General features: G+C 72.7%; 21 protein-coding genes and 1 tRNA gene. 4 read left to right on the plus strand and 18 right to left on the minus strand.

Annotation, left to right across the window (positions count from 1 at the left end; genetic code table 11):
* The first annotated feature begins 80 nt into the window (after nucleotides 1–80).
* Nucleotides 81–1,559 carry a tetratricopeptide repeat protein gene (locus tag ACZ3HQ_RS20080; RefSeq protein WP_467512674.1) on the plus strand — a complete coding sequence of 493 codons (1,479 nt, stop codon included), beginning with the start codon at nucleotides 81–83 and terminating at the stop codon, nucleotides 1,557–1,559.
* A 53-nt stretch (nucleotides 1,560–1,612) separates the two neighbouring features.
* Here the strand turns inward: ACZ3HQ_RS20080 and hppD are convergent, their stop codons facing one another.
* Nucleotides 1,613–2,758, minus strand: coding sequence for a 4-hydroxyphenylpyruvate dioxygenase (gene hppD, locus ACZ3HQ_RS20085; RefSeq protein ID WP_467512675.1), 1,146 nt, complete (start codon nucleotides 2,756–2,758; stop codon nucleotides 1,613–1,615).
* A gap of 123 nt (nucleotides 2,759–2,881) precedes the next feature.
* On the opposite strand from hppD, the gene ACZ3HQ_RS20090 reads away from it, so the two are divergent.
* Nucleotides 2,882–3,361 carry an Lrp/AsnC family transcriptional regulator gene (locus tag ACZ3HQ_RS20090; RefSeq protein ID WP_467512676.1) on the plus strand — a complete coding sequence of 160 codons (480 nt, stop codon included), beginning with the start codon at nucleotides 2,882–2,884 and terminating at the stop codon, nucleotides 3,359–3,361.
* Here the strand turns inward: ACZ3HQ_RS20090 and ACZ3HQ_RS20095 are convergent.
* The 6 genes from ACZ3HQ_RS20095 to ACZ3HQ_RS20120 form a co-directional block, all read right to left on the minus strand.
* On the minus strand, nucleotides 3,358–4,149 hold the full coding sequence (locus ACZ3HQ_RS20095; RefSeq protein WP_467512678.1) for a S16 family serine protease: 792 nt from the start codon (nucleotides 4,147–4,149) through the stop codon (nucleotides 3,358–3,360). The genes ACZ3HQ_RS20090 and ACZ3HQ_RS20095 overlap by 4 nt on opposite strands.
* A gap of 48 nt (nucleotides 4,150–4,197) precedes the next feature.
* On the minus strand, nucleotides 4,198–4,839 hold the full coding sequence (locus ACZ3HQ_RS20100) for an IclR family transcriptional regulator (protein WP_467512680.1): 642 nt from the start codon (nucleotides 4,837–4,839) through the stop codon (nucleotides 4,198–4,200).
* Between the two features lie 281 nt (nucleotides 4,840–5,120).
* Complete coding sequence (locus tag ACZ3HQ_RS20105) at nucleotides 5,121–6,914, minus strand: DEAD/DEAH box helicase (protein WP_467512682.1); 1,794 nt, start codon at nucleotides 6,912–6,914, stop codon at nucleotides 5,121–5,123.
* Between the two features lie 120 nt (nucleotides 6,915–7,034).
* Complete coding sequence (locus ACZ3HQ_RS20110) at nucleotides 7,035–7,166, minus strand: hypothetical protein (RefSeq protein WP_467512684.1); 132 nt, start codon at nucleotides 7,164–7,166, stop codon at nucleotides 7,035–7,037.
* A 186-nt stretch (nucleotides 7,167–7,352) separates the two neighbouring features.
* The gene (locus ACZ3HQ_RS20115; protein WP_467512686.1) at nucleotides 7,353–7,553 is read right to left on the minus strand and encodes a CopG family transcriptional regulator; all 201 of its coding nucleotides are present in this window, start codon (nucleotides 7,551–7,553) and stop codon (nucleotides 7,353–7,355) included.
* A gap of 39 nt (nucleotides 7,554–7,592) precedes the next feature.
* Nucleotides 7,593–8,999, minus strand: a complete 1,407-nt coding sequence (locus tag ACZ3HQ_RS20120) for an MFS transporter (RefSeq protein ID WP_467512688.1) — start codon at nucleotides 8,997–8,999, stop codon at nucleotides 7,593–7,595.
* A gap of 165 nt (nucleotides 9,000–9,164) precedes the next feature.
* Between ACZ3HQ_RS20120 and ACZ3HQ_RS20125 the strand changes: the two genes are divergently transcribed.
* Nucleotides 9,165–9,236 (plus strand) — tRNA-Cys (locus tag ACZ3HQ_RS20125).
* A gap of 217 nt (nucleotides 9,237–9,453) precedes the next feature.
* Here the strand turns inward: ACZ3HQ_RS20125 and ACZ3HQ_RS20130 are convergent.
* The 8 genes from ACZ3HQ_RS20130 to ACZ3HQ_RS20165 form a co-directional block, all read right to left on the minus strand.
* Nucleotides 9,454–10,638: a Cmx/CmrA family chloramphenicol efflux MFS transporter gene (locus ACZ3HQ_RS20130; protein ID WP_467512690.1), complete on the minus strand. Its 1,185-nt coding sequence runs from the start codon at nucleotides 10,636–10,638 to the stop codon at nucleotides 9,454–9,456.
* 341 nt (nucleotides 10,639–10,979) lie between these two features.
* On the minus strand, nucleotides 10,980–12,101 hold the full coding sequence (locus tag ACZ3HQ_RS20135; protein WP_467512692.1) for an SUKH-4 family immunity protein: 1,122 nt from the start codon (nucleotides 12,099–12,101) through the stop codon (nucleotides 10,980–10,982).
* 246 nt (nucleotides 12,102–12,347) lie between these two features.
* Nucleotides 12,348–14,654 (minus strand): xanthine dehydrogenase family protein molybdopterin-binding subunit, encoded by a 2,307-nt coding sequence (locus tag ACZ3HQ_RS20140; protein ID WP_467512694.1) that lies wholly within the window; start codon nucleotides 14,652–14,654, stop codon nucleotides 12,348–12,350.
* Nucleotides 14,651–16,087: a (2Fe-2S)-binding protein gene (locus ACZ3HQ_RS20145; RefSeq protein WP_467512696.1), complete on the minus strand. Its 1,437-nt coding sequence runs from the start codon at nucleotides 16,085–16,087 to the stop codon at nucleotides 14,651–14,653. The genes ACZ3HQ_RS20140 and ACZ3HQ_RS20145 overlap by 4 nt, the downstream gene beginning before the upstream one ends.
* Nucleotides 16,084–16,977 carry an FAD binding domain-containing protein gene (locus ACZ3HQ_RS20150; protein WP_467512698.1) on the minus strand — a complete coding sequence of 298 codons (894 nt, stop codon included), beginning with the start codon at nucleotides 16,975–16,977 and terminating at the stop codon, nucleotides 16,084–16,086. The genes ACZ3HQ_RS20145 and ACZ3HQ_RS20150 overlap by 4 nt, the downstream gene beginning before the upstream one ends.
* A 224-nt stretch (nucleotides 16,978–17,201) precedes the next feature.
* Nucleotides 17,202–18,875, minus strand: a complete 1,674-nt coding sequence (locus tag ACZ3HQ_RS20155; RefSeq protein WP_467512828.1) for a beta-N-acetylhexosaminidase — start codon at nucleotides 18,873–18,875, stop codon at nucleotides 17,202–17,204.
* A gap of 154 nt (nucleotides 18,876–19,029) precedes the next feature.
* Nucleotides 19,030–19,314 carry a DUF3039 domain-containing protein gene (locus ACZ3HQ_RS20160; RefSeq protein ID WP_030810948.1) on the minus strand — a complete coding sequence of 95 codons (285 nt, stop codon included), beginning with the start codon at nucleotides 19,312–19,314 and terminating at the stop codon, nucleotides 19,030–19,032.
* Nucleotides 19,315–19,343: 29 nt separating this feature from the next.
* A complete protein-coding gene (locus tag ACZ3HQ_RS20165) occupies nucleotides 19,344–19,919 on the minus strand; it encodes a YqgE/AlgH family protein (RefSeq protein WP_467512700.1) in 576 nt (191 codons plus the stop codon).
* A gap of 246 nt (nucleotides 19,920–20,165) precedes the next feature.
* Here ACZ3HQ_RS20165 and murA point away from each other — a divergent pair, with 246 nt between their 5' ends.
* Nucleotides 20,166–21,506, plus strand: a complete 1,341-nt coding sequence (gene murA / locus ACZ3HQ_RS20170) for a UDP-N-acetylglucosamine 1-carboxyvinyltransferase (RefSeq protein WP_467512702.1) — start codon at nucleotides 20,166–20,168, stop codon at nucleotides 21,504–21,506.
* Between the two features lie 69 nt (nucleotides 21,507–21,575).
* On the opposite strand, the gene ACZ3HQ_RS20175 is transcribed toward murA, so the two are convergent.
* The 3 genes from ACZ3HQ_RS20175 to ACZ3HQ_RS20185 all read right to left on the minus strand — a co-directional run bounded on the left by ACZ3HQ_RS20175 (nucleotide 21,576) and on the right by ACZ3HQ_RS20185 (nucleotide 26,221).
* Nucleotides 21,576–21,857, minus strand: a complete 282-nt coding sequence (locus ACZ3HQ_RS20175; RefSeq protein WP_018549700.1) for an HU family DNA-binding protein — start codon at nucleotides 21,855–21,857, stop codon at nucleotides 21,576–21,578.
* Nucleotides 21,858–22,123: 266 nt separating this feature from the next.
* Nucleotides 22,124–23,548: an NAD-dependent malic enzyme gene (locus ACZ3HQ_RS20180; RefSeq protein ID WP_467512705.1), complete on the minus strand. Its 1,425-nt coding sequence runs from the start codon at nucleotides 23,546–23,548 to the stop codon at nucleotides 22,124–22,126.
* A gap of 357 nt (nucleotides 23,549–23,905) precedes the next feature.
* Nucleotides 23,906–26,221, minus strand: coding sequence for a HelD family protein (locus tag ACZ3HQ_RS20185; RefSeq protein ID WP_467512706.1), 2,316 nt, complete (start codon nucleotides 26,219–26,221; stop codon nucleotides 23,906–23,908).
* Nucleotides 26,222–26,292: the final 71 nt, after the last annotated feature.

Raw genomic sequence — 26,292 nt, forward strand, 5'->3', positions numbered from 1 at the left:
GGGGCCATCGGTGTGAACCCCGCACGCGCCGCCCTTGGGCCACCCGGATGTGCTCGTCATATTGACGCACAGTGAACGGCATGGCGAAGAGACAGTACGGCGACGCGCGGCCCGGTACGTCCCTGGTGGCCGAGCCCCCGCCCCGCCGCCCCCGGCGCTGGCTGCGCCGCACGCTGCTCACCGTGGCGGCGGGCGGAGCCGCGGCGGGCGTGGCGCTGACGCTGCTGCCGCAGGAGGCGCCGCAGCGGGCCCGGCACCGGCCCCCGGCACCCGCGCCCGGACCGCAGGCGCGGGCGCTGACGGCGGTCACCACCGGCGTCCCCGCGGCGCTGCCCGACCTGGCGGAGCTGATCACCCGGCAGGAGAGCGGGGTACGGGCCCGCCCCGCCGACGCCCGCGCCTGGGCGGTGCTCGGCGCGGCCTACGTGGCCCGGTCCGCCCGCACCGCCGACCCGGCCGACCTCCCCCGCGCCGAGCGGGCACTCGGCACCTCGCTGAAGGCGCGCGCCGCGAGGAACACCGAGGCGCTGGCCGGGATGACCGCGCTGGCCAACGCCCGCCGGGACTTCGCGGCGGCCAAGCGGTACGGGGAGCAGGCGCTGAAGCTGACCCCGAAGCGCTGGTCGGCGTATCCCCCGCTGATCGACGCGTACAACGGGCTCGGTGACTACACCGCCGCCCGGAGCACCCTGGACAAGCTGATGGCGCTGCGCACCGCACCCGCGGACCGCCCGGCCGTGATGGCGCGGGCGTCGGCCGTGTACCGGGACCGGGGCTGGCGGGAGGACGCGCTGGCCCAGCTCACGGACGCGGCGGCGGCCGCCGGTACGCCCGCCGAGCAGGCTGCTTACCGTGCCGGGGTGGGCCAGTTGGCCTGGGAGCGCGGCGAACTCCCAGAGGCCCTGCGCCAGTTCACCGAGGCACTGCGCCTGGACCCGGCCGAGGCCACGGCGGGCGCTGGCAAGGCCCGTACCCTCGCCGCCCAGGGCCGCACCGCCGACGCGCTCACCGCGTACCGCGAGGCTCTGGCGAAGCGGCCGGACGCGGAAGTCACCCTGGAACTGGCCGAGTTGTACGAGTCGCTGAACCGCACCCAGGACGCCGAGGCGCAGTACGCGCTGGTGCGGAAGCGGGCGGAGAAGTCGGCCTCCGACGGGGTCGACGAGGAGCTGCTGCTCGGCCGGCTGGAGGCGGACCACGGCGATCCGCAGGAGGCGGTGACCCGGCTGCGGGCGGAGTACAAGCGGCAGCCCGGCATCGAGGTGGCCGACGCGCTGGGCTGGGCGCTGCACCGGGCGGGCGAGGACGAGGAGGCGCTGAAGTACGCGACCATCGCGACCGACCGCACCAAGGGCGGCGGGGTGCGCAGCGCGCCGCACGCCTTCCACCGGGGCATGATCGAGTACGCGCTGGAGCGGTACGGCAGCGCCCGGCGGCAGTTGGAGGACGCGCTGCTGGTCAACCCGGCGTTCTCGCCGCTGTGGGCGCCCGAGGCGCGAGCCGCGCTGGCGGACATGGGTGAGGTGACCGAGGGGCCACTGCCCGCCGACGTGCTGTGAGTCGGGGGCGCGACCGCTCCTCGCGCCCCCGACTCAGCTTGTGTGGAGCCGGGTTACAGGTTGCCCCGCTTCTCCTGCTCCCGCTCGATGGCCTCGAAGAGGGCCTTGAAGTTGCCCTTGCCGAAGCCCATCGAGCCGTGGCGCTCGATGAGTTCGAAGAACACCGTCGGCCGGTCCTGGACCGGCTTGGTGAAGATCTGGAGCAGGTAGCCGTCCTCGTCGCGGTCGGCGAGGATCTTCATCTCGCGCAGTGTCTCGATCGGCACCCGGGTGTCGCCGACCCACTCGCCGAGGGTGTCGTAGTAGGAGTCCGGGGTGTCGAGGAACTGCACGCCGGCCGCGCGCATGGTGCGTACCGTCTGCACGATGTCGTTGGTGGCCAGCGCGATGTGCTGGACGCCGGGGCCGCCGTAGAACTCCAGGTACTCGTCGATCTGGGACTTCTTCTTGGCGACGGCGGGCTCGTTGAGCGGGAACTTCACCTTCAGCGTGCCGTCCGCGACGACCTTGGACATCAGCGCGCTGTACTCGGTGGCGATGTCGTCGCCCACGAACTCCTTCATGTTCGTGAAGCCGAGGACGTTGTTGTAGAACGCCACCCACTCGTCCATCCTGCCGAGTTCGACGTTGCCCACGCAGTGGTCGATGGCCTGGAAGGTGCGGCGGGCGGGCGGCTCGACGATCGGGGCGGCGGCTTCGAAGCCGGGGAGGTACGGGCCGTCGTAGCCGGAGCGCTCGACCAGGGTGTGCCGGGTCTCGCCGTAGGTGGCGATGGCGGCCAGGACGACGGTGCCGTGCTCGTCCTTCACCTCGTGCGGCTCGGCGAGGGGGCGGGCGCCGTGCTCGACGGCGTAGGCGAACGCGGCGCGGGCGTCCGGGACCTCGATGGCGAGGTCCACCACGCCGTCGCCGTGCTCGGAGACGTGCCGGTCGAGGAACTCGCCCCAGGGGGTGGTGGGGCGGATCACCGAGGTGAACACGAACCGGGCGGCGCCGTTCTCCAGTACGTAGCTCGCCGTCTCGCGGCTGCCGTTCTCCGGGCCGGAGTAGGCGACCAGGCGCATGCCGAAGGCGCTGGAGTAGTAGTGCGCGGCCTGCTTGGCGTTGCCCACGGCGAAGACGACCGCGTCCATTCCCTTGACCGGGAAGGGGTCGGCCCGCCGGGCGGTTTCGGGAGTGTGCTGAGTGGTCTGCGTCATGCTCGAAGGGTGGCCCCGCCCTGCAAGGTGCGCAATAGTTCGCGTATTCGCTGGTCACTGTGTTCAGCCTTACGGCGGTACCGGCGCGCTTTCTGTACAGGATGACCATCCGGGGAGGACGTCGTGGCGATCGATCATCTGGACGGCCGGATCATCGTGCTGCTGGCCGAGGAGCCGCGGATCGGGGTGCTGGAGATGTCCCGGCGGCTCGGGGTGGCGCGCGGCACCGCCCAGGCCCGGCTGGACCGGCTGCGCTCGCGCGGGGTGATCCGGGGGTTCGGCCCGCAGGTGGACGCCGCGGCGCTCGGCTACCCGGTGACCGCGTTCGCCACGCTCCAGATCCGGCAGGGGCAGGGGGCGGACGTACGGGCGTACCTGGACGGGGTGCCGGAGGTGCTGGAGCTGCTCACCACGACCGGCACCGGGGACATGCTGTGCCGGCTGGTGGCCCGCTCCAACGCGGATCTGCAACGCGTCATCGACCGGGTGGTGGGCTTCGAGGGCATCGTGCGGGCCTCCACGGCGATCGTGATGGAGAACCCGGTGCCGCTGCGGATCATCCCGCTGGTGGAGCAGGCGGCCGGGGAGTTCGGCGAGGTCTAGCAGCTCGGGATCTTGCCCGTGCCCTTCTCCAGCGCGATGAGGGAGTCCACCGCGCCGTCGAGGGTGGTGACCGGGATCAGGCGCAGGCCCCTGGGCAGATTGGTGTGGGCGTCGGCGCACTCGGCCTTCGGCACCAGGAAGACGGTGGCACCGTCGCGCCGGGCGGCCTGCGTCTTCAGGGCCACCCCGCCGACCGCGCCGACCTTGCCGTCCGCGTCGATCGTGCCGGTGCCGGCGATGGTCCGGCCGCCGGTGAGGTCGCCCCCGCTGCCGTCACCGGCCAGCTTGTCGACGATGCCCAGGCTGAACAGCAGGCCCGCGCTGGGGCCGCCGACGTCGGCGAGGCGCAGGGTGACCTTCACGTCGTCGGGGTCCTTGCGCAGATGGTCCAGCGCCGCGGTGGTCGCCGCGTCCTGCGACTGCCGCATCTGGGTCGTGTTGTGCTTCTCGATCTCCTTGACGGTGTCCCCGGTCGGGTACACCGCGTCGTACGGCATCACCGCGCGGTCGGTGCGGAACCAGTTGTCGACCACCTGTCCGAGCGACACCCGCGTACCCGGCGAGGTCGCCTCGATGGTCGTCATCCGCAGCTCGCCCGACGTCTTCCGGGTCGGCGCCCCGGCCACCGTGATCACCGGCGTGCCGTCGTTCTTGCCCAGCACGTTCGCCGTCATCCCCGGCTGAGCCACCGAGAACGGCAACGGCGCGAACACCGCGACCCCGATCAGCCCCACGACGGGCAGGGAGCACAGGGCGATGATCCGGGAACGCGAGAGACGTGAGAGCACGGGGTAAATCTAACGCGCGGCTCCTGTGCCGAGCGGTGCCGGTACGCGCTACCTCAGCGCATCGGCGACCTCGCGCGCCGCTTCCACCACCCGGTGGCCCACCCGCTCCGGGACCGCGTCGCTCAGCATGACCACACCCACGCTGCCCTCCACGCCGGTGACGCCCAGGAGCGGGGCGGCGGCGCCGCTCGCGCCGGCCTCCAGTTCGCCGTGGGTGAGGATGTAGCCGGGGCCCTCGGCCGGGGAGCGGCGGGCGGCGAGGATGGCCTTGCCGGCGGCGCCGCGTTCCAGGGGATGGCGGAAGCCCGCGCGGTAGGCGACGTGGTAGTCCGTCCAGGTCGGCTCCACCACGGCGACGGCGAGCGCCTCCGTACCGTCGACCAGGGTCAGATGGGCCGTGGCGCCGATGTCCTCGGCCAGCGAGCGCAGTGCGGGCAGGGCCGCCTCCCGTACCAGCGGATGCACCTGGCGGCCGAGCCGCAGTACCCCCAGCCCGACGCGGGCGCGGCCGCCGAGGTCGCGGCGGACCAGCGCGTGCTGCTCCAGCGTGGCCAGCAACCGGTACACCACCGTCCGGTTCACCCCGAGCCTGCCGGACAGTTCGGTGACGGTCAGGCCGTGGTCCGTGTCGGCGAGCAGCTTGAGGACGCGCAGTCCCCGGTCGAGCGTCTGGGAGGTCTCCGCGGTCACGACGCCCCCTCCTTCTGCGGTGAGGTCGGCGCCCTCCGAGCGGCGCGCGTCACCGAGCCCCGTCGGCGACGCGTATCAGAGGCCGCCGATCGGCAGGACGGCCCGGCGGCTGTCGGACCCGTCGCTTCACGGCTGCGCTCCGCGGCGGCGCTGCCACGGGGCGTGTGCGTAGCGGGACAGTAGCGAGCCGGTTCGCTCAGCGGAAGACTCGGTCCAGAATCCGGTCAGGGCCCGTTCCGGCCTGCCAGTGTTCGTCCGCATACGCGCCCCGGGCGCCCGCCTCAGCGCATCCGGGTCGCCCACTCGCCCATCTTGGCGATGCGCTGCTTGAGCTGGCCGGCGGTCGCCTCCGCGCTCGCCGGGCCGCCGCAGACCCGGCGCAGCTCGGTGTGGATCACGCCGTGCGGCTTGCCGCTCTGGTGGACGTAGGCGCTGACCATGGTGTTGAGCTGCTTGCGCAGCTCCATCATCTCCTTGTGGCTGACCACCGGGCGGCGCTCGGCGGGCAGTTCCAGCAGGTCGGCCTCGGTGTCCGGCCGCTTCTTGCTGTGCGCGATCTGCCGGGCCTGCCGCTTCTGGAGCAGCAACTGCACCTGTTCGGGCTCCAGCAGTCCGGGGATGCCGAGGTAGTCCTGCTCCTCCTCGCTGCCGGGGCGGGCCTGCATGCCGAACTCGGCGCCGTCGTAGAGGACGCGGTCGAAGACGGCCTCGGACTCCAGCGCCTCGAAGGAGAACTGCTCCTGCTCGCCGGTGTCCTCGTCCTCCTGCCGGTTCGCCTCCTCCATCTCCTTCTCGGACTCGGCGTACGGGTCCTCCTCGCCCTGCTTCTTCGGCTTGTCGAGGGCGTGGTCCCGCTCCTTCTCCATCTCGTTGGCGAAGGTCAGCAGGTCGGGGACGGTCGGCAGGAACACGGACGCGGTCTCGCCGCGCCGCCGGGACCGTACGAAGCGGCCGACGGCCTGGGCGAAGAACAGCGGGGTGGAGATGGTGGTGGCGTACACGCCGACGGCGAGGCGGGGCACGTCGACGCCCTCGGACACCATGCGGACGGCGACCATCCAGCGGTCGTTGCTCGCGCTGAAGTCGTCGATGCGCTTGGAGGCGCCCGCGTCGTCGGAGAGGACGAGGGTGGCCTTGGTGCCGGTCAGCTCGCGGATGAGCTTGGCGTAGGCGCGGGCGGAGTCCTGGTCGGAGGCGATGACGAGGGCGCCGGCGTCCGGGATGGCCTTCCTGACCTCGGTGAGCCGCTGGTCGGCGGCGCGCAGCACGCTCGGCATCCATTCGCCGCGCGGGTCGAGCGCGGTGCGCCACGCCTGGCTGACCGCGTCCTTGGTCATCGGCTCGCCGAGCCGGGCGGCGATCTCGTCGCCCGCCTTGGTGCGCCAGCGCATCTGGCCGCTGTAGCTGAGGAAGATGACGGGGCGCACGACATGGTCGGCGAGCGCGTTGCCGTAGCCGTAGGTGTAGTCGGCGGAGGAGCGCCGGATGCCGTCGTTGCCCTCCTCGTACGTGACGAAGGGGATCGGGTTGGTGTCCGAGCGGAACGGCGTACCGGTCAGCGCCAGGCGCCGGGTCGCGGGCTCGAACGCCTCCAGGCACGCCTCGCCCCAGGACTTGGAGTCGCCGGCGTGGTGGATCTCGTCCAGGATCACCAGTGTCTTGCGCTGCTCGGAGCGGTTGCGGTGCAGCATCGGGCGTACGCCGACACCGGCGTAGGTGACCGCGACCCCGTGGTAGTCCTTGCCGACCGGGCCCGCGCTGTACTCCGGGTCGAGCTTGATCCCTATCCGCGCGGCGGCCTCCGCCCACTGCTTCTTCAGGTGCTCGGTCGGCGCGACGACGGTCACCTGCTGCACGACGTGGTGGTGCAGCAGCCAGGAGGCCAGCGTCAGCGCGAAGGTCGTCTTGCCGGCGCCGGGGGTGGCGACGGCGAGGAAGTCACGCGGCTGCTCCTGGATGTACTTGTCCATCGCCCCTTGCTGCCAGGCACGCAGCTTGCTGGCGGTGCCCCAGGGGGCCCGGCCGGGAAAGGCGGGGGACAGATGGTTCGAGGCGGAAGCGGCGGTGGTAGTCACGGTCTCCGGGGGTGGGGGCGTAGGGCAACTCGGCTACGTATGACAACCGGGCCACCCTACCGGCGCCACCGGCTCCGCCGTGCTCGGACGGGGCGGGGGGCGGGGCGGGTGGGACTGACGTCACAGTGGGGGTTCGGCCAAGTCGCGCAGTGCCTCGGCGATGGCCTTGATCTCGTCCATGCTCCCGGTCGCCACACCGATCACGAGCCGCTCACCGGCGTCGATGTCCGCCCGCAACTGCCGGCCGTTCATGCCGGGTATTGATGGAGTGCGGCAGTCTTGTCGGTACAGGTCAGTGCAGACCTCTTGCCCGAACATCGCAAACCACGGCCGGTGTACGCCGGACGGACCCCAGCAGCCCTAAGTCGCTGACAAAGGTGTCTCGGTCATCACCCTCGACCATGGACACGACATCCTGGGCTGAGAGATGGACCCAGGTCACTTGAGCCGATTCAGCAGCTCGACCCACTTGGCGGTCTGCTCCTTCGCCGCCTGACGGACCAGCGCTTCGTGCGCCGTCCGCGCCAGATAGGCGTCCACGGCCCTCAGGATTACGGCGTGCATGCTGATCCCCTCCAACTCCGCCCGCAACAACAGGGCTTCCGTCTGGTCATCCCGTAGACGCAGCTTTATAGCCATACAAAACGGTACCGTTCGGCGGAGTCGGATTGATACCGCTTACTCCGCCGGCGTCCGCAGCCGCGTCGTCACCCAGGCCCCCACCAGCGCGACCGCCGCCATCGGCAGGAAGACCGCCGCGAAGGCTTCGGCGCCTGTGGAGCCCAGGGCCGCGAAGGCCGCGCCCGCTGTGGCGAGGAGGACGACGTTGGAGAGGGCGTCGGAGATCTGGAGGGCGGCGGAGTTGGCGCCGGCCTCGGAGGGGGCGGAGAGCTTGAGCAGGAGCACGCTGGTGGAGGAGATCACCAGCCCCATCCCGAAGCAGCCGAACCCCCACGCGACCGCGACGGTCCACACCGGCACGGCGGGGACGAGCACCGCGGGCGCGACGGCGATGGCGGCGGCCACCAGCACCATGCCGAAGGTCATCAGCCGCTCCCGGTACGGCTCCATCCGGTCCCGCGACTGCACCCACGACGCCGCCGCCCAGGTCAGCCCGCCCGCGGCCAGCGAGAACCCGGCGAGCGTCGGCGACAGCCCCCGCTGGGTGACGAGCATCAGCGGTACGAAGGACTCCGCCGCGATGAACGACCCCGCCGACAGCCCGCGCAGCAGCACGACCGACGGCAGCCCGCGCACCGCCCGGTACGTCCCCTTCGGCAGCAGCCGCAGCACGGCGGGCACCAGCAGGGCGGCGCCGAGGATGCCGGGCACCAGCGAGAGGGGCCGCAGGTCCTGGGCCGCGTACTGCACGAGTCCGGCGCCCAGCGAGACGGCGAGCGCCAGCCGGACGCGGCGCCGGTCGAAGGCGGGGGTACCGGCGTCGTGGTCCACGGGTCCGCCCGCCCGGCGCCGGATCTGCGGCAGGGCGAGCCCCAGCGGGAGGAGTACGAGCAGCGGGATGCCGAGGAAGACCCACCGCCAGCCGAGGTGCTCCGCGACGGCGCCGGAGGCGAGCGGTCCGACGATGGAGGGCACGACCCACGCGGCGGCGAAGCTCGCCATGATCGCGGGCCGCAGCCGCTCGGCGTAGGCCCGGCCGACGACCACGTACACGGCGACGATCACCAGCCCGCCGCCGAACCCCTGCACCGCCCGCCCCAGGATGAACACCCACATCACCTGCGCGGTCCCGGACACCACGAGCCCGGCCGCGAACGCCCCGATCCCGGTGGCCAGCGCGGCCAGCGGCCCCCGCCGGTCCGCCCACTGCCCGGCGAGCACCATGCCGGTGAGGCTGGTGGTGAAGTACCCGGAGAACGCGAACGCGTACAGCGACACCCCGTCCAGTTCCCGCGCCGCGACGGGCATCACGGTCCCGATGGCCGTCGCCTCGAAGGCGATCAGCAGGACGACGGAAACGATCCCCACGCTGAGCGCCCGATGCGCCCGCCCCAACACCCCGCCCTGGTCTTCCGGGCGGGCTGGGTCGACGACAACACTGTCGGAAGAATCAAGGGCGGCCATAGGGGCCAGAGTAAGGCCCGTAGCCCAGGTTGACCCCTGTCCGAAGCCCTACCTGTCCTACGACCTTCGCCGTAGGCCCCCACCCCCTGTGAACACCACATGGCAGTCACATTGCACCCCTTGCCCCCTTTCTCCACCCCGCCCTACGGTCATTCCACAACACACGGCCGTGTGCCCGAGTGGCTCAGGGACTCGCCTGCAAAGCGAGTTACGCGGGTTCGATTCCCGCCACGGCCTCCGGCGGTTGACCAGGCAAAACGGAAGGGCGGCACCCTCACGGGGTACCGCCCTTCCGGGCCATGCCCGCGTCGCAATCGCACGACCGCCCCGTTCGCCCCAAGAGTCTGGGCAGCCGCTTTCCAAGGCCGCGCGGGAAGCCGCACCGGCCGGGGAGAAAGAGCGGAAGGGCCTGAACTACTCGTGCCTCCCCGCTCGGCCGGCCACTCCATCAGCTTCAAGCATGTCCACCGGCACGCACCTCCGTGCTCCGGTCGGCCGTGATGACGGTGAGGAGAGGGAAGGCGATGAGCAGCGCCATGGCGACCAGGAGTCCGCTCGCCCAGAGCGGCCCGCGGGTCCCGGCTTCGGTGCTGAGGGCGGCCCCGGCGATGACGGGCCCGATGGCAGCGCCTGCGTTGAGCGCCGCAGTCGCGTACGAGCCTGCCATGGTGGGGGCTCCTGCGGCCTCGTAGAGGACCCGCGCGATCAGGGTGCTGCCCAGCGCGAACGACAGCGCGCCCTGCACGAACACGAGGACGAACAGAGTGACCGGCTCATCGGCGAGCACCGCCAGGGCCGGCCAGCCGATGAGCAGCAACGGACCGCCGACTGCGATGACCGGGCCGGGACGCCGGTCGGAGAGCCGTCCGGCGACAGTGACGCCTAAGAAGGAACCGGCGCCGAAAAGCACCAGCGCGACAGGAATCCACCACTCGCCCAGCCCGGCCGTGTCGGTCACCACGGGTGCGAGGAAAGTGAGGCTTCCGAACGTCGCCGCGTTCACCAGCGCACCGAGCAGCATCACCAGGAGCAGCGGCGGCCTGGTGAGCTGGACGATTTCCGCCCGCAGGGCCGGCCTGCCGGGCTCCCCCTCACGTCCTGCCGGGATTCCCGTCAGGATACCGAGCGCTGCGGGCAGGCAGAGAGCGGCGACGGCCCAGAAGGTGGCGCGCCAGCCGAGGAGCGTGCCGAGCACAGCCCCACCCGGAACTCCGGCGATCGTGGCCACCGTGGTGCCCGACAGCAGGACGGCCAGCGCGCGTCCCTTTTTGCCGGGCGGGACCGACAGGGCGGCAGCCGTCAGAGCGACGGCAAGGAACCCCGCGTTCGCGAGTGCGGCGACGACCCGGGTGGCGAACAGGAGGGCGAAGCTCGTGGTGAGGGCGCCCACGGCGTGAGCTGCCGCGAAGGCGAGCACGAACCCGAGAAGGGCGCCGCGCCGCGGCCAGTTACGGGCAAGCGCGGCCACGAGAGGGGCCCCGACGACCATGCCGATCGCGAACGCCGAGGTGAGGACGCCCGCTGTCCCGACTGTGACGTCAAGATCTGAGGCGATGTCCGGCAAGAGGCCGGCGAGCATGAACTCCGAGGTCCCCATGGCGAAGACCGCCATGGCAAGCAGATACAGAGGAAGAGGCATCGAGTCGCTCCGAGGTGAGAGAAGCACGAGAAGGTCATCTCGTCACCGCGGCCAGCCCCACGCGCACACGCGTCACACCGCGAGAGCGGCGCGACGACAGGGCTACGGGCTCAGTGGTCCAGGGGGCTGACGGCGTGACCGAAAGCCCCCACCGTGTCTGACTCAGGACTCGACATGGCCCGCACGCTACCCGCCCGGCACCCGTCGGGGCATCTCGGTTTCCCGGGCATCGGCCTGTGCCGTCAACGTCATGTCCCGCGACGACCAGTGAGTGCCCGTCTGATGGCCGACACCGCACCCCACAGGCGCCGCCCCTCCGTCCTGCGACCGTGCCGCGCCCCTCAGAGGACCCCGCCCGCTTCCCCCCGCAGCAGCTCCGTCCAGTAGTGCCACGAGCTCCCGGCAGACGCCCCCGTCGGGTCCAGGACCGCGAGCGTGTCCAGCATCGCCGCCGCCAACTGGTCGTAGGCCAGCGTCGTCAGCTCGTGGGACAGGTGGGCGTCGATGGTGCGTTCGTGGTGGAGGAGCCAGAGGGTGTAGGCGAGGGTGGAGATGTCGGTGTTGAGGGGGTGGAGGGTGGAATTCGCGTAGGTGAGGACCGCGCCGGTGCGGCCGTCCAGGACGAGGGTGGTGTCGGGGGTCAGGGCGCCCAGGCGGATCAGGTGGTCGGCGTGGGCGGGGAGCGCCTCGTACTCCTCGGCGTGGTACTCCGTGAGCGTCGGCAGCAGCAGCTCCGTGTCGACCACCTCCTCCGGCAGGCCCGTCTCGCGGAGGAAGCGGCGCGTCGGGCCGTGGGTGAGGGTCGGCGGGAAGTCGGTCTCCTCGAAGCGGGCCACCCGCCCGTGCCCGAACTCCTGGTCCAGCAGCCGCCCCGGCATCTCCAGCACCAGCCCGGCCGACCCCGGCCCCGCGACCAGGGACAGCGGGCGGATCAGCGCCGCCGCCTTCCAGTACGCCGGGACCGCGCCGTCCGTCCCCGCCTCGAACAGCGCCAGCAGCCGGCGGGACGCCTCACCGGCGACACCCGGCCCGTACTGCCCCGCGAGGGAGGCGAACCGGCCGCGCAGGCCCGCCAGTTCCTCGGTGACGGCGGCGAAGCGGAGCATCGTGGTGAGCGAGGGCGCGAAGGGGCGCGTACGGGACGGGTCGACGAGGTACGCAGTCGTCACCTCGCCCGTCGCGCCGTCGAGCAGTATCGACTCGCGCTCCAGACCGGCCGGGTTGAGCAGTTCCCCGATGACCAGACGGTCCCGCAGCTCGTCCGCGAGCCGGCACGGGCCGTCCGTCGCGTCGGCCAGGCGGCGCAGCCCGTGCGCGCGCAGCGGGGCGAAGGTCAGCGGGCCGGTGTCCGGGGGCAGTCCGGGACCGGCGAGCAGGCCGCGCGTCGGCGCGTGCGTGACCCAGCGGTCCAGCTCGGCCTCGGTCAGCGTGATCGCCGTGACCTCGGCGTCGGTCATGCTCATGGCTCGCTCCCCCGCGATCGGACTCGGTACGGCGGGCTCCGCGTGCGGCGGCCGTCCCCCGACTCCAAGAACCCTCGGACTCCAAGAACCCTAGACCGCACCACTGACAACGCCCCGAGCCGGAAGACGCACGGGGACGCGTTCGCGTTGCCTCGCCGGAGCGAGTTCAGCCGAACAGGCGACCCCAGCCGGACGGGAGGCAGCCCCAGCCGAGCAGAAGGCTGCCCCAGCCGAACAAACCTCAGCTCACCGCGCGTTGACCACAGCCGCCTGCGGCCGGATCGGCAACCGGTTCACCGGACGCCCCGTGGCCGCCCGCACCGCCGACGCGATCGCCGCCGGCGACGTCACCACCGGCACCGCGCTGACCGGCTTCGCGCCGAACGGCGCCACCACGTCCCGCTCCTCGACCAGCTTCACGATCCGGATGTCCGGCGCGTCCAGCGCGGTCGGCAGCGCGTACCCGGTGAGGTCGGGATGGCGGATCAGCCCGCGCGGCGTACGGAGGTTCTCGGTGAGCGCGATGCCCACGCCCTGTGTGACCCCGCCCTCGATCCGCGCCGCCAACTGGGCGGGGTTGAGCACCCGGCCCACGTCCTGCGCGACCGCCAGCTCCACCACCCGTACCGAGCCCAGCTCGACGTCGACGTCGACGACCGCGCGGATCGCGCAGAAGGCGAGGCCGACGAAGGCGTCACCCTGCCCGGCGCCGTCCAGCGGCTCGGTGGGGTGCGGGCGGCACTGCGCGGTGGCCCACAGTTCCTTGCCCTCCAGCGCCTCGGTGACGGTGGTGGAGAGCACCCCGTCGTACGAGGTGATCTTGCCGTCGGCGATCTGGAGCAGCTCGGTGGACATGCCGAACTGGTGCGCCAGCGGCTGGAGGAGCTGGGTGCGGACCATCTTGGCCGCCCGTTCCACCGCCCCGCCGGAGACCCAGGTGTGGCGGCCCCGGCAGCCGGGGCCGGCCGGGGGCTGGTCGGTGTCGACCGGCGCCACGTGCACCTCGTCGATGCCGAGCGTCTCCTGCACGATCTGCCGGGCCAGCGTGGTGAACCCCTGCCCGGACTCCACGGCGGCGCAGAGCACGGTGGCGACGCCGTCGTGGACGCGCACGGTCGCGGTGGACACCTCGTCGGTGCCCTCGGCGCCGAGCATGTGCACCATGCCGAGGCCGTAGCCGACGCCCCGGCGCACCGCGCCCGGCTCGCCCGCGCCCTCGGGGCCGCCGGGCAGCAGCCAGTCCTCCTCCGGGCCGTCCTTGGGCAGCGCCGGTAGCGGGAAGTCCCGTACCGCCGTGAGGAGTTCGGCGACCGGGGCCGGGCAGGTCACGGTCTGGCCGATGGGGAGCACGTCACCGGTGGCCAGGACGTTGCGCAGCCGCACCTCGGCCGGGTCCAGGCCCAGCTTCTTGGCCAGCTTGTCCATCTGCGCCTCGTAGGCGGCGCACACCTGCATGGCGCCCTCGCCGCGCACATGGCCGGAGGGCGGGTTGTTGGTGCGGACCGCCCAGCCCTCGATGAAGGCGTTCGGCACGACATAGGGGCCGCACGCGAAGGAGACCGCGGCGGCCAGGGCGTCGGCGGAGGTGTCGGCGTAGGCGCCCGCGTCCAGCAGGATCTGCGCCTCTACCTTGACGAGTCTGCCCTCGGCGTCCGCGTGGTGGCGGTAGCGCAGCAGGGTGGGGTGGCGGTGGGCGTGCCCGAGGAAGGACTCCTCGCGGCTCGCGGTGAGCTTCACCGGGCAGCCGGTGCGCAACGCGAGCAGGCCGAGCGGCAGTTGGAAGCCCTGGTCCTCGCGGTCGGCGGTGGCGCCGGGCACACCGGTGACCACGATCTTCACCAGGTCGGCGGGCAGCCCGAAGCAGGCGGCGGCGGTGTTGCGGTCGCTGTGCGGGTCGGTGGAGGCGAGGTACAGCTCCACCCCGCCGTCCGGGCGCGGTACGGCGAGCCCGGCCTCGGCGCCGATGGGCGCGGGGTCCTGGCGGCCGATGCGGTACAGGCCCTCCACGACGATCTCGCCGGCCGCGTCGGGGTCGCCGTGGCGCAGCGGGATGTGCCGGATCAGGTTGCCGTCCGGGTGCAGCGGCTCGGCCTCGAAGGCGCGCTCGGGGTCGGTGACCGGGTCCAGGGGCTCGTACTCGACGATGACGGCGGCGGCGGCCATCCGCGCGGTGTCGGGGTGGTCGGCGGCGACGGCGGCGATGGGCTCGCCGTGGTGGCGGACCACCTCGGAGGCGAACACCGGCCGGTCGGGGGTGCCCCGGCCGTGCCGGGAGGTGCCGGGCACGTCCTCGTGGGTGACGACGGCCCGTACGCCGGGCATGGCGCGCGCGTGCGTGGTGTCGATGGAGACGATGCGCGCGTGCGCGTGCGGGGAGCGCAGCACGGCGGCCCACAGCAGGCCCTCGGCCCACAGGTCGGCCGCGTACGGGAAGGTGCCCTCGGTCTTGGCGCGGGCGTCGGCATGGGGCAGGGAGGCGCCCAGGCCGTGCGGCAACGGCTCGGCCGCGGGGGCTGTGGCCGCCGTGGTCGCGGTGGCGGCTTCGTCGCTCACGCCTGGCCTCCGTCCTGGCCGTGGTGCGGGTCGTGCGGGTGGTCCTGCGGGGCGCCGAACGCGTCGAAGGCACCGGGCGCCTCGAACGCCGAGGGGTGCACGCCGCCGGAGCCGGGGCCCGCCTGGTGCGGGATGCGCGCGGCGGGGTCGTCCGGCTCGGCCTCGGCACCGAGGCCGGCCTCGCGCTCGGCGACGACGTCCCGTACGGCGTCGAGCACGCCCCGGTAGCCGGAGCAGCGGCACAGGTTGCCGCAGAGCGCCTGGCGGGTCTCCAGCTCGGTGGGGGCGGGGTTGCCCTCCAGCAGGTCGTGCAGGGTCATGGCGATGCCGGGTACGCAGAAACCGCACTGCACGGCGCCGCACCGGGCCAGCGCCCGCTGGACGTCGGAGGGGTGGCCGCCGCTCGCCAGGCCCTCGACGGTACGGACCTCGCTGCCCGCGGCGGTGACCGCCGGGACCAGGCAGGAGGCCACGAGCCGGCCGTCGACCTGGACGTTGCACGCCCCGCACTCGCCCTGCGAGCAGCCGTCCTTGGCGCCCGCGAGGCCGAGGCGTTCGCGCAGCACGTAGAGCAGGGACTCGCCGATCCAGGCGTCGGTGACGGGCCGGTCGGCGCCGTTGACGCGCAGCACGTAGGAGGCGAGGGGGTGTTCGTCCTGGGGCGGGGGTGGCGGTTCCTCGTCCTCGGCCTCGCCGGATTCGCTCGCCTCGTCGGCCGCGAGGGGCTCCTCCACGGCCTCGGGAGCCGCCTCGGGCTCCCCGGCCGCGTCCTCGCTCGACGGCCCGTCAGAGGCGCCCTCAGGGGCCGCCAAGGGGCTCTCGTCGGCCTCGGAGGACTCGGGAGACTCGGTGGACTCGGTGGACTCGTCGTCCGGCTCGGCCTCAGCGACGGGCGCCGCGGGCTCCTGCGGCCCCCACGCCCCCCCGATCGTGTCCGTGACCCAGGGCGCGGCCGCGCCGCCGGGCAGGACGGGCGGGGCCGCGCCCCACTGCTCGGCCAGCGCGGAGGTGGTGAACTCGCCGGACTCGTCCGGCAGATCGCCCCCGGCGACCGGCACGGACCACTGCCCGGTGACGTCGTGGCCGGGCGCGGCGGCGGTCTCCTCGGGAGCCCAGTGCCCCTGCGCCTCGGGCTGGTGGGTGAACCGGTCGTCGCCGTGCGGCTGCCGGTCCGGGACAGCGTCCTGGGCGGGCCACTGCTCCTGGGCGCCCCACGCGTTCTCGCCCTCGGGCGGGGTCGTTATCCGGGGCGGCACATAGCCGTGGCCGGGCGCGGCCAGCGGGCTGTCGCCGGCCAGCAGGGCGTCGATGCCGCCCTCGGGGAGCTGGACGAAGGCGGTCGCGCCGTCGTCGTACTCGCCCTGGGGCAGCGGGTTCCAGCGGCCGCCGCCCTGGGACGTGTCGTCCTCGTGTCCGCGCTGGTCGTCGGTCACGACAGCGCCCTCCCCAGTGCTCGTCGTGCCAGCGCGGCGACGGTACGCCGCAGGTGCAGTACCGCGGGCGGCAGCGGGACGACCGTGCCGTCCGGCTCCGGCACCGGGTCGGGGATGCAGGCCGCGGCGACGTACTCGCCGAACGCCTGGAGGGCTTCGGGGACGAGGGCGCGGTCGTTGTCCCAGTCGATGAGCTGCGCGACCCACTGCTCGGCGTCCAGCGGGCGCAGCGGCATGGGCGCTATGGCGCCCACCGCGCACCGCACTCCGCGCCGGGCGGGGTCGAGGACGAGGGCGACGGAGGCGAGGGAGCGGCCGGGCCCGGTGCGTCCGGTGGCCTTGAGGAAGACCTGGGGGGCGTGCAGCAGCGGAACCCGGACGTAGCCGATGAGTTCGCCGCCGCGCAGCATCTCGACCCCGGCCAGCAGGTGCGAGACGGGGACCTCGCGGCGGGCGCCGTCCGGTCCGGCGACGATCAGCGTGGCCTCCAGCGCGGCCAGCACCGGCAGCGCGTCGCCGGTGGGCGCGGCGGAGGCGATGTTGCCGCCGAGGGTGCCCGCGTTGCGGATGTGCGGCGGCCCGGCGGCGCGCGCGGCGGCGGCGAGCGCCGGGATCAGCGCGGCGAAGTCGGGGCGGCCCATGCGGGCGTGGGTGAGGCCGGCGCCGAGCAGCGCGTGGCCGTCCTGGTACTGCCAGCCGCGGATCTCGCTGATCCGGCCGAGGCCGACCAGCGCGGCGGGCCTGAGCTGCCCGGAGTTGACGGCAGCCATGAGGTCGGTGCCGCCGGCGACGGGGACCGCGGCGGGCATGGCGGTCAGGGCCGCCACCGCCTCGTCCAGCGTCGTGGGCAGCGTGACGGCCTGTGCCGCCTGCGGTGCGTGCGTGGTCAAACCGGCTGCCCCTTCCCGCTGCCCCACCTGGTCGCGCCTGTGCTGCCGTACGGTACGTGCTGACAGGGCGGACGTGGCAACTCTGGCACATCTTCGCAAGGCTCGGACGCGCGGGTCGGCCAAGGGGTGTTGACCCACTCCATCGGGCGGATGGTCCCGTTTACACCAGCATCTTCGGGTGGGTCCGATTGACCCTCTTCGGTGATGCCCGGGTGGTTCTCCCGTTACGCGTTCGGCTGGGCGTTCGAGGGCACGGGGGCCGGGGTTCCCGGTTCGAGGGGCGGTCCGGCGAAGGGCCGTCCCGGCACTCCGGGGCGCTGCTGCCAGGGGTGGGGGCCGCCGGGCGGGCGGTAGGCGACACCGAGGGCGTCGAGTCGCCGGTAGTGGGTGCCCATCCGGCGCTCGAAGTCGGCGAGGTCCCGCTCGGCGGGCGTGGGCAGCCGGCTCCAGGCGACCTCGGCGAACGCGGCGAGCCGGGGGAAGACCTGGTAGTCCACGCGTGGGGCGTCCTCGGTCACCTCGGTCCACACCTGGGCCTGGGCGCCCAGCACATGGCGGGTCTCCTCGGCGGTGAGGCCGGCCGGCACGGGCTCGAACCGGTAGACGTCGGCCAGGGTGCGGACGTACCCGACGGGCACGGGTTCGTCCTCGCCGGGCGCCTGCCGGTGGTCGAGGTAGACGTGCTGCTCGGGGCACATGACCACGTCGTGCCCGGCCCGCGCGGCGATCTCCCCGCCCCGGTGTCCGCGCCAGGAGGAGACCACGGCGCCGGGCGGCAGCGGGCCGTCGAGGATCTCGTCCCAGCCGATCATCCGGCGCCCGCGCGCGGCGAGCCAGGCGCCGAAGTGGCCGGCGAACCAGGAGCGCAGCCCGTCCACGTCCGCGAGCCCGAGTTCGGCGGCGCGGGCCCGCGCGGTGGCCGACTCGCGCCACTGGTCCGGCGGGCACTCGTCGCCGCCGAGGTGCACGAAGGGCGACGGGAACAGCTCAAGCACCTCCTCCAGCACGCCCTCGTAGAACCGCAGCACGGCCTCGGTGGGGGCGAGCACGTACGGGGAGATCCCCCAGTCGTCCCGGACGGTGACGGCTTTGGTGTCGACGGCATCGGTGTTGCCGAGTTCCGGGTACGCGGCGATGGCGGCCTGGGAGTGGCCGGGGAGATCGATTTCCGGGACGACGGTGATATGCCGTTCGGCGGCGTAGGAGACGATCTCCCGGATGTCGTCCTGGCTGTAGTGGCCGCCGTGCGGTTTCGCCTCCCATAAGGGGGACGAGCGGTGGCCGAATCTGGTCCGCGCGCGCCAGGAGCCGACCTCGGTGAGGCGGGGGTACCGCTCGATCTCGATGCGCCAGCCCTGATCGTCCGTCAGGTGCAGGTGCAGCACGTTGAGTTTGTGCGCGGCCAGCAGATCGAGATAGCGCAGCACGCCTTCCTTGGGCATGAAGTGCCGGGCCACGTCGAGCAGCAGGCCCCGCCAGCCGAACCGGGGCGCGTCGCTGATCCGCACCGGCGCCAGCAGCCAGGTACGGCCGGCCAGCGGGGCGCGGCGGAAGGCGTCGGGGCCGAGCAGTTGCCGCAGCGTCTGGGCGCCCCAGAACAGCCCGGCCGGGCCCCCGCCGCGCAGGTCGACACCGGTGGGCGTGACGTCGAGCCGGTAGCCCTCGGCGCCGAGTTCCCCGGCGAGTCGCGGGTCGACGGTGAGCCGTACGGCGTTCTCACCGGTGCCGTCGGCCGGGGGCAGGGGGAAGCCGGTGGCCGCGCCCAGGGTGCCGCGAAGCCGGCGCGCGGTGTTCTCGGCGCCCTCCCCCGAGGCCGCCAGAGCGGTGCCGGGACCGAGCACGAATCCCTCGCCCGGTCCTCGGTACGCCTCCATCGGCGCCGGAATCACATCAGGAATCACACCGGTCACTTCAGCCCCCGCAATACCTCGGTGCACGGCCCGGAATCCGTATCAGGGGGACGTTGCCCCGGCGCCCGGTGAAACACGCGCGAAATTCACGGGGAAGGGCGCCGGAGGCATTCCGCGAGGGAGCGGGGCGGGGCAGGACGGGTTACTTCTTGTCCTTGTCCCCGCCCTTGTCGCCACCGCTGCTCATGGACTCGTAGATCTCTTTGCACATGGGGCAGACGGGGTACTTCTTCGGGTCGCGGCCCGGCACCCAGACCTTGCCGCACAGCGCCACGACGGGGGTCCCGTCCAGGGCGCTCGCCATGATCTTGTCCTTCTGGACGTAGTGGGCGAAGCGCTCATGGTCGCCGTCACCGTGGGACACCTGCGGCGTCGGCTCGACGAGGGTCCCCGTACCAGTCCCGCGCTCGGGCTCAAGAGTGCTCATAGGCCCAAGGGTACTGAAGCTCACGGGCATCAGTTGAGCGACGGGTCGTCCGGATACGTGGCCACCATCGCGAGGTCTCCGCGCTGCCGTCGCAGCACCTCGCGCCACAGCCGTTCGGGCGCCGGGGAGGAGATGTCGCCGGGCTCGGACTCGACCACGTACCAGGCGCCCTGGTCCAGCTCGTCCTGGAGCTGGCCCGGTCCCCAGCCCGCGTACCCGGCGAAGATCCGCAGCGCGCCGAGGGCGGAGGCGACCAGCTCGGGCGGGGTCTCCAGGTCGACCAGGCCGATCGCGCCGTGCACCTGCCGCCAGCCCAGCGGGGCCGCGCTCTCCCCCTCGCCCCCGCCGGGGACCACGGCGACGCCGAGCGCGGAGTCCAGCGAGACGGGCCCGCCCTGGAAGACCACGCCGGGCTCGCCCGCCAGGGACGCCCAGCCGGCCAGCACGTCGCGCACGTCCACCGGGGTGGGGCGGTTGAGGACCACACCCAGGGAGCCCTCCTCGTCGTGGTCGAGGAGGAGCACCACCGCGCGGTCGAAGTTCGGGTCCGCCAGAGCGGGGGTTGCCACGAGCAGCCGCCCTGTGAGCGAGGACACCTCGGTCATGCCAGACATGATCCCGCATCTTGGGCCCGCGTGGGGGCCGGGAGGCGCATGAACAGGAAGCACGTCCGTACGCGGGGGCGGCGCCGCGGTGACCGGACGTACCCGCGGGGAAACCGTTCGTGTTGTGACACGGCTGGCGGGTAGTCGGGCTTACGGGCGAAGGGTGATCGGCGATTACCCTGTCTCTCCGGCCCCTGCGCAAAGTGATCGGCCGACCCCTGCCCGACTCATCGGAACGCGAGATTCATGACCGTCAACGACGATGTCCTGCTTGTCCACGGCGGAACCCCGCTGGAGGGCGAGATCCGTGTCCGCGGTGCGAAGAACCTCGTGCCGAAGGCCATGGTCGCCGCCCTTCTGGGCAGTGCGCCCAGCCGCCTGCGCAACGTCCCGGACATCCGAGACGTGCGGGTCGTGCGCGGCCTGCTCCAGTTGCACGGCGTGACGGTGCGGCCGGGCGAGGAGCCGGGCGAGCTGGTCCTGGACCCGACCTACGTCGAGAGCGCGAACGTCGCCGACATCGACGCCCACGCGGGTTCCAGCCGTATCCCGATCCTGTTCTGCGGCCCGCTGCTGCACCGCCTGGGCCACGCCTTCATCCCGGGCCTCGGCGGCTGCGACATCGGCGGCCGCCCGATCGACTTCCACTTCGACGTGCTGCGCCAGTTCGGCGCGACCATCGAGAAGCGGGCCGACGGCCAGTACCTGGAGGCCCCGCAGCGGCTGCGCGGCACGAAGATCGAGCTGCCCTACCCGTCGGTGGGCGCCACCGAGCAGGTGCTGCTGACGGCCGTGCTGGCCGAGGGTGTCACCGAGCTGTCCAACGCGGCCGTGGAGCCCGAGATCGAGGACCTCATCTGCGTACTGCAGAAGATGGGCGCGATCATCGCCATGGACACCGACCGGACGATCCGCATCACCGGTGTGGACTCGCTCGGCGGCTACAACCACCGCGCCCTCCCGGACCGCCTGGAGGCCGCCTCCTGGGCTTCCGCGGCGCTCGCGACCGGCGGCAACATCTACGTCCGGGGCGCCCAGCAGCGCTCGATGATGACGTTCCTGAACACCTACCGCAAGGTCGGCGGCGCCTTCGAGATCGACGACGAGGGCATCCGCTTCTGGCACCCCGGCGGCCAGCTCAAGTCCATCGCGCTGGAGACGGACGTGCACCCCGGCTTCCAGACCGACTGGCAGCAGCCGCTGGTGGTGGCCCTCACCCAGGCCACGGGCCTGTCCATCGTCCACGAGACGGTGTACGAGTCCCGGCTCGGCTTCACCTCGGCGCTGAACCAGATGGGCGCCCACATCCAGCTCTACCGCGAGTGCCTGGGCGGCTCGCACTGCCGCTTCGGCGCGCGGAACTTCCTGCACTCGGCGGTCGTCTCCGGCCCCACCAAGCTCCAGGGCGCCGACCTGGTCATTCCCGACCTGCGCGGCGGCTTCTCGTACCTCATCGCGGCCCTGGCCGCCGAGGGCACCTCGCGGGTCCACGGCATCGACCTGATCAACCGCGGCTACGAGAACTTCATGGAGAAGCTCGTGGAACTGGGCGCGAAGGTCGAGCTGCCGGGCAAGGCGCTCGGCTAGAGGCCCCACGCCACAACGCGAAATGGGCGGCCCCCCGATCGGGGGGCCGCCCATTTCGCGTTGTCGGGGTTACTTACCCTTTGCCGCTTCCTTGAGCTTCGAGCCCGCGGAGACCTTCACGCTGAAGCCGGCCGGGATGTTGATGGGCTCACCGGTCTGCGGGTTGCGCGCGGTACGAGCGGCACGGTGGGTGCGCTCGAAGGTCAGGAAGCCGGGGATGGTGACCTTCTCGTCGCCCTTGGAGACGATGTCGCCGACGACCTCGGCGAACGCGGCCAGCACGGCGTCGGCGTCCTTGCGGGTCACCTCGGCGCGGTCGGCCAGCGCGGCCACCAGCTCACTGCGGTTCATGTTCTTACTCCCGTGTTCTTCTTGCCAATGAGGCGTGAGGTGAGATCGATGCCGATGCGCTCGCGCCCAGAGACGCATCCTGCCCCTACCTGCGGCGGGAAAGCCAATCCGGCACCCGTAGGAGTCATGAGACCACCCTGGGGAGTCACAGGAAAGCGCCTGCCCCGCCGACACCCTAGAGGGCGTCACGACCGGGGAACCGACGACTCGCCGTAGGGGAGGCCGCGTCGGTGCCCACAACCTCCCCGACCCTACGGCAAGCGCTGCTAGGACGCCGCAGCCGCCGCTCCGGCCGCCTTGGCGGCCTCCCGGACGGCCCCGGCCACCGCGCCGGCGACCTTGTCGTTGAAGACGCTGGGGACGATGTAGTTCGGGTTCAGCTCGTCCTCGGTCACCACGTTGGCGAGCGCCTGCGCGGCGGCGAGCATCATCTCGGTGTTGACGGTGCGGGACTGGGCGTCCAGCAGGCCCCGGAAGACTCCGGGGAAGACCAGCACGTTGTTGATCTGGTTGGGGAAGTCCGAGCGGCCGGTGGCGACCACGGCGGCCGTACGGCGGGCCACCGCGGGGTCGACCTCGGGGTCCGGGTTCGCCAGTGCGAAGACGATCGCGCCGTCCGCCATGGCGGCCACGTCGGCGCCGTCCAGGACGTTCGGGGCGGAGACGCCGATGAAGACGTCGGCGCCGCGCACGGCCTCCTTGAGGGTGCCGGTGAGGTTCTCGGGGTTGGTGTTGTCCGCGATCCAGCGCAGCGCGGAGTCCGGGTGGGCGTCCACCAGGTCCTCGCGGCCGGCGTGCACCACGCCGTGGATGTCGGCGACCACGGCGTTCTTGACGCCGGCGGCCAGCAGCAGCTTCAGGATGGCCGTACCGGCCGCTCCGGCGCCGGACATGACCACCCGGATGGACTCCATCGAGCGGCCGGTGACGCGCAGCGCGTTGGTCAGCGCGGCCAGCACCACGATGGCGGTGCCGTGCTGGTCGTCGTGGAAGACCGGGATGTCCAGGGCCTCGCGCAGCCGGGCCTCGATCTCGAAGCAGCGGGGCGCGGAGATGTCCTCCAGGTTGATGCCCGCGAAGCCGGGGGCGATGGCCTTGACGATCTCCACGATGGCGTCGGTGTCCTGGGTGTCCAGGCACAGCGGCCAGGCGTCGATCCCGGCGAACCGCTTGAACAGGGCCGCCTTGCCCTCCATGACCGGCAGCGCGGCCTTGGGGCCGATGTTGCCGAGGCCGAGCACGGCGGAACCGTCCGTCACGACCGCAACGGAGTTCCGCTTGATGGTCAGGCGCCGGGCGTCCTCGGGGTTCTCCGCGATGGCCATGCAGACGCGGGCCACACCGGGCGTGTAGACCATGGAGAGGTCGTCACGGTTGCGGATGGGGTGCTTGGACTGCATCTCGATCTTGCCGCCGAGGTGCATCAGGAACGTACGGTCGGAGACCTTGCCGAGCGTGACGCCCTCGATGCCCCGCAGCTCTTCGACGATCTCGTCGGCGTGCGCGGTGGAGCTGGCCGCGATGGTGACGTCGATCCGGAGCTTCTCGTGCCCGGAGGCGGTGACGTCGAGGCCGGTGACCGAGCCTCCGGAGGACTCGACGGCGGTGGTGAGCTGCGATACGGCGGTTCCGCTCGCGGGCACCTCCAACCGGACCGTCATCGAGTAGGAGACGCTGGGCGCCGTTGCCATGGCCGACTTCCTCTGCTTTCACCGTGTCGCGTGTTGTGCCGTCCGATCGTCGCACCTACCGCCGAGTACGTGGTAGTCGGCTCCGATTGCGGACGTTGTGTTCTCGGGCCACTGCCCGGGACGACTCGGGCCGCTGGCCAAGACGAGAGGCCCACGTCACAGGGACGTGGGCCTCTCGCTCACACTCATGACACCGACCCGCCATGCTCGCCTCGCGGCAAGTGGTCGCTCGTAGCGACGAAGGTTGGGCCCGGGGGCTTGGATCGGGCCGGTGCCACGTCAAGGCTAACAAACGCACCCCCAGGGGCATTCCCCCGTGCACGGGGTTGTGGAGAACAGCCCCCGTTCAGTCCCGCGTCAGTCCCGCAGCAGGTCCGGCACGCGGGCCGCGTCCGGCTCGTCGCGGTCGCCGGAGACGACGGTGAGCTGCTGGGTCGCGCGGGTGAGGGCGACGTAGAGCACGCGCAGCCCGGCCGGGGACTCGTCGGCGATCTCGGCCGGGGAGACGACCACGGTCGCGTCGTACTCCAGGCCCTTGGCCTCCAGGCTGCCGAGGGCGACCACGCGGTCCCCGAGCCCGGCGAGCCAGCGGCGGGCCTCCTCGCGCCGGTTCATGGCGACGACGACGCCGACGGTGCCGTCGACCAGGGAGAGCAGCCGCTCGGCCTCCGCGCGGACGGTGTCGGCCAGGGAGTCCCCGGCGACCTCGAAGCGCGGCCGGACCCCGGTGGAGCGGACGGCGCGGGGGGACTCGGCGCCGGGCATGGCGAGGGCGAGCACCTTGGCGGCCAGTTCGGCGATCTCGGCGGGGTTGCGGTAGTTGACGGTCAGCTCGAAGCGTCGCCGGGGTCTGGTGCCCAGGGCCTCGTCGCGGGCCCCGGCCGCCTCGTCCGGGTCGGACCAGGAGGACTGGGCGGGGTCACCGACGACCGTCCAGGTGGCGTGCCGGCCCCTGCGGCCGACCATGCGCCACTGCATCGGGGTGAGGTCCTGCGCCTCGTCCACGATGACGTGCGCGTACTCGGTGCGCTCCTGGGCGAGCCGCTCGGCGCGCTCGCGCTGGGTCTCCTCGCGCACCGGCATCAGCTCGTCCAGGCCGGTGAGCTGGTCCAGCGGGTCGAGTTCGCGCTTCTTGCGGGGGCGGGCCGGGGCGCCGAGGATCGCCTGGAGTTCGTCCAGCATGGCGATGTCGTGCACGGAGAGGCCGTCCCGCTTCAGCGCGCGGGCGACCTTGCGGACCTCGCCGGGGTTGAGCACGCGGCGGGCCCAGCGACCGAGCCGCTTCTCGTCGGCCATGGCCGCCAGGACGCCCTTGGGGGTCAGCTCGGGCCACCAGGCGTCGAGGAAGGCGATGAAGGAGTCCTCGTCGGTCACGTCCTCGTCGAAGGAGGCGCGCAGCTCGGCGGCGAGTTCCGGGTCGGTGTGCCGGGAGGCGGCGCCGGACTTGGCCCACAGGGCGTCCAGCAGCAGCTTGCGCGCGCGGGGGCGCAGCAGGTTGACCGGGGCGGTGCCGCCGAGCGCGGTGCGGCGGACGTTCTCCAGCTCCCCGGACTCCAGTTCCAGCCGGCGGCCGAAGGCGACGACGCGGAGCCGGTCGGGCAGCGCGTTGCCTTCGGTGCCGAGTTCGAGGGCGCCGCGCGCGGCCCGGCGCAGCACCTTCAGCATCCGGTACGAGCCCTTGGCGCGGGCGACGGCCGGTGAGTCGTGGAGGGTGGCCTCGACACCGTCGACGAGTGAGCCGATCGCGCGGATGGCGACCTGCCCCTCCTCGCCGAGGGAGGGCAGCACGCCCTCGGTGTAGGCCACCAGCAGCGGGGTCGGCGAGACGATCAGGATGCCGCCCGCGTAGCGTCTGCGGTCCTGGTAGAGCAGATAGGCCGCGCGGTGCAGGGCGACGGCGGTCTTGCCGGTGCCGGGGCCGCCCTCCACGTAGGTGACGGAGGCGGCGGGGGCGCGGATGACCTGGTCCTGCTCGGCCTGGATCGAGGAGACGATGTCCCGCATGGTGTGCCCGCGCGCCTGGCCGAGGGCGGCCATCAGCGCGCCGTCACCGATGACGGGCAGTTCCTCGCCGTCCAGGGTGGCCTTCAGCTCGGGGCGCATCAGGTCGTCCTCGACCCCGAGGACGCGGCGGCCCTTGGAGCGGATGACCCGGCGCCGCACGACCCGGCCGGGTTCGACGGGGGTGGAGCGGTAGAACGGCGCGGCGGCCGGCGCCCGCCAGTCGATGACCAGCGGCGAGTAGTCCTCGTCCAGGACGCCGATCCGGCCGATGTGCAGGGTCTCGGCGATGTCGGCAGTGTTGTCGGGGCGCACGGCCCCCTCGGCGGGCTCGACGGCGGTGTACGCGCCGTCCGGGCCCTTCTTGCCGTCCTTGCCCTGGAGCAGGTCGACCCGGCCGAAGAGGAAGTCCTCGAACTCGTTGTTGAGCCGGTTGAGGTGGATGCCGGCCCGGAAGACCTGGGCGTCCCGCTCGGCCAGCGCGCCCGGCGTGCCCACATGGCCGCGCTGAGCCGCGTCGTGCATCAGGAACTCGGCCTCGTGGATCTTCTCCTCGAGCCGGCGGTACACCCGGTCCAGGTGTTCCTGTTCGACACTGATCTCTCGGTCCCGTACGGAGTCGCTTGCGCCGTGTACCGAGCCGACCGCGGAATGCTGAACCTGAGCGGCCACCGGGCCCCCTTCTGACGTGCTGGGCAGCCGTCAACCGTACGCGAAGAGGACCCGGCAAAGCTACGCGGGCG

It is taken from the genome of Streptomyces sp. NPDC018263 (assembly GCF_055562575.1).

What these genes read in the sequence shown, in the direction of transcription:
- ACZ3HQ_RS20080 (WP_467512674.1), top strand. Translation starts at nt 81, where the DNA reads ATGGCGAAGAGACAGTACGGCGACGCGCGGCCCGGTACGTCCCTGGTG.
- hppD (WP_467512675.1), bottom strand. Translation starts at nt 2,758, where the DNA reads ATGACGCAGACCACTCAGCACACTCCCGAAACCGCCCGGCGGGCCGAC.
- ACZ3HQ_RS20110 (WP_467512684.1), bottom strand. Translation starts at nt 7,166, where the DNA reads ATGAACGGCCGGCAGTTGCGGGCGGACATCGACGCCGGTGAGCGGCTC.
- ACZ3HQ_RS20115 (WP_467512686.1), bottom strand. Translation starts at nt 7,553, where the DNA reads ATGGCTATAAAGCTGCGTCTACGGGATGACCAGACGGAAGCCCTGTTG.
- ACZ3HQ_RS20120 (WP_467512688.1), bottom strand. Translation starts at nt 8,999, where the DNA reads ATGGCCGCCCTTGATTCTTCCGACAGTGTTGTCGTCGACCCAGCCCGC.
- ACZ3HQ_RS20130 (WP_467512690.1), bottom strand. Translation starts at nt 10,638, where the DNA reads ATGCCTCTTCCTCTGTATCTGCTTGCCATGGCGGTCTTCGCCATGGGG.
- ACZ3HQ_RS20135 (WP_467512692.1), bottom strand. Translation starts at nt 12,101, where the DNA reads ATGAGCATGACCGACGCCGAGGTCACGGCGATCACGCTGACCGAGGCC.
- ACZ3HQ_RS20160 (WP_030810948.1), bottom strand. Translation starts at nt 19,314, where the DNA reads ATGAGCACTCTTGAGCCCGAGCGCGGGACTGGTACGGGGACCCTCGTC.
- ACZ3HQ_RS20165 (WP_467512700.1), bottom strand. Translation starts at nt 19,919, where the DNA reads ATGACCGAGGTGTCCTCGCTCACAGGGCGGCTGCTCGTGGCAACCCCC.
- murA (WP_467512702.1), top strand. Translation starts at nt 20,166, where the DNA reads ATGACCGTCAACGACGATGTCCTGCTTGTCCACGGCGGAACCCCGCTG.
- ACZ3HQ_RS20175 (WP_018549700.1), bottom strand. Translation starts at nt 21,857, where the DNA reads ATGAACCGCAGTGAGCTGGTGGCCGCGCTGGCCGACCGCGCCGAGGTG.
- ACZ3HQ_RS20180 (WP_467512705.1), bottom strand. Translation starts at nt 23,548, where the DNA reads ATGGCAACGGCGCCCAGCGTCTCCTACTCGATGACGGTCCGGTTGGAG.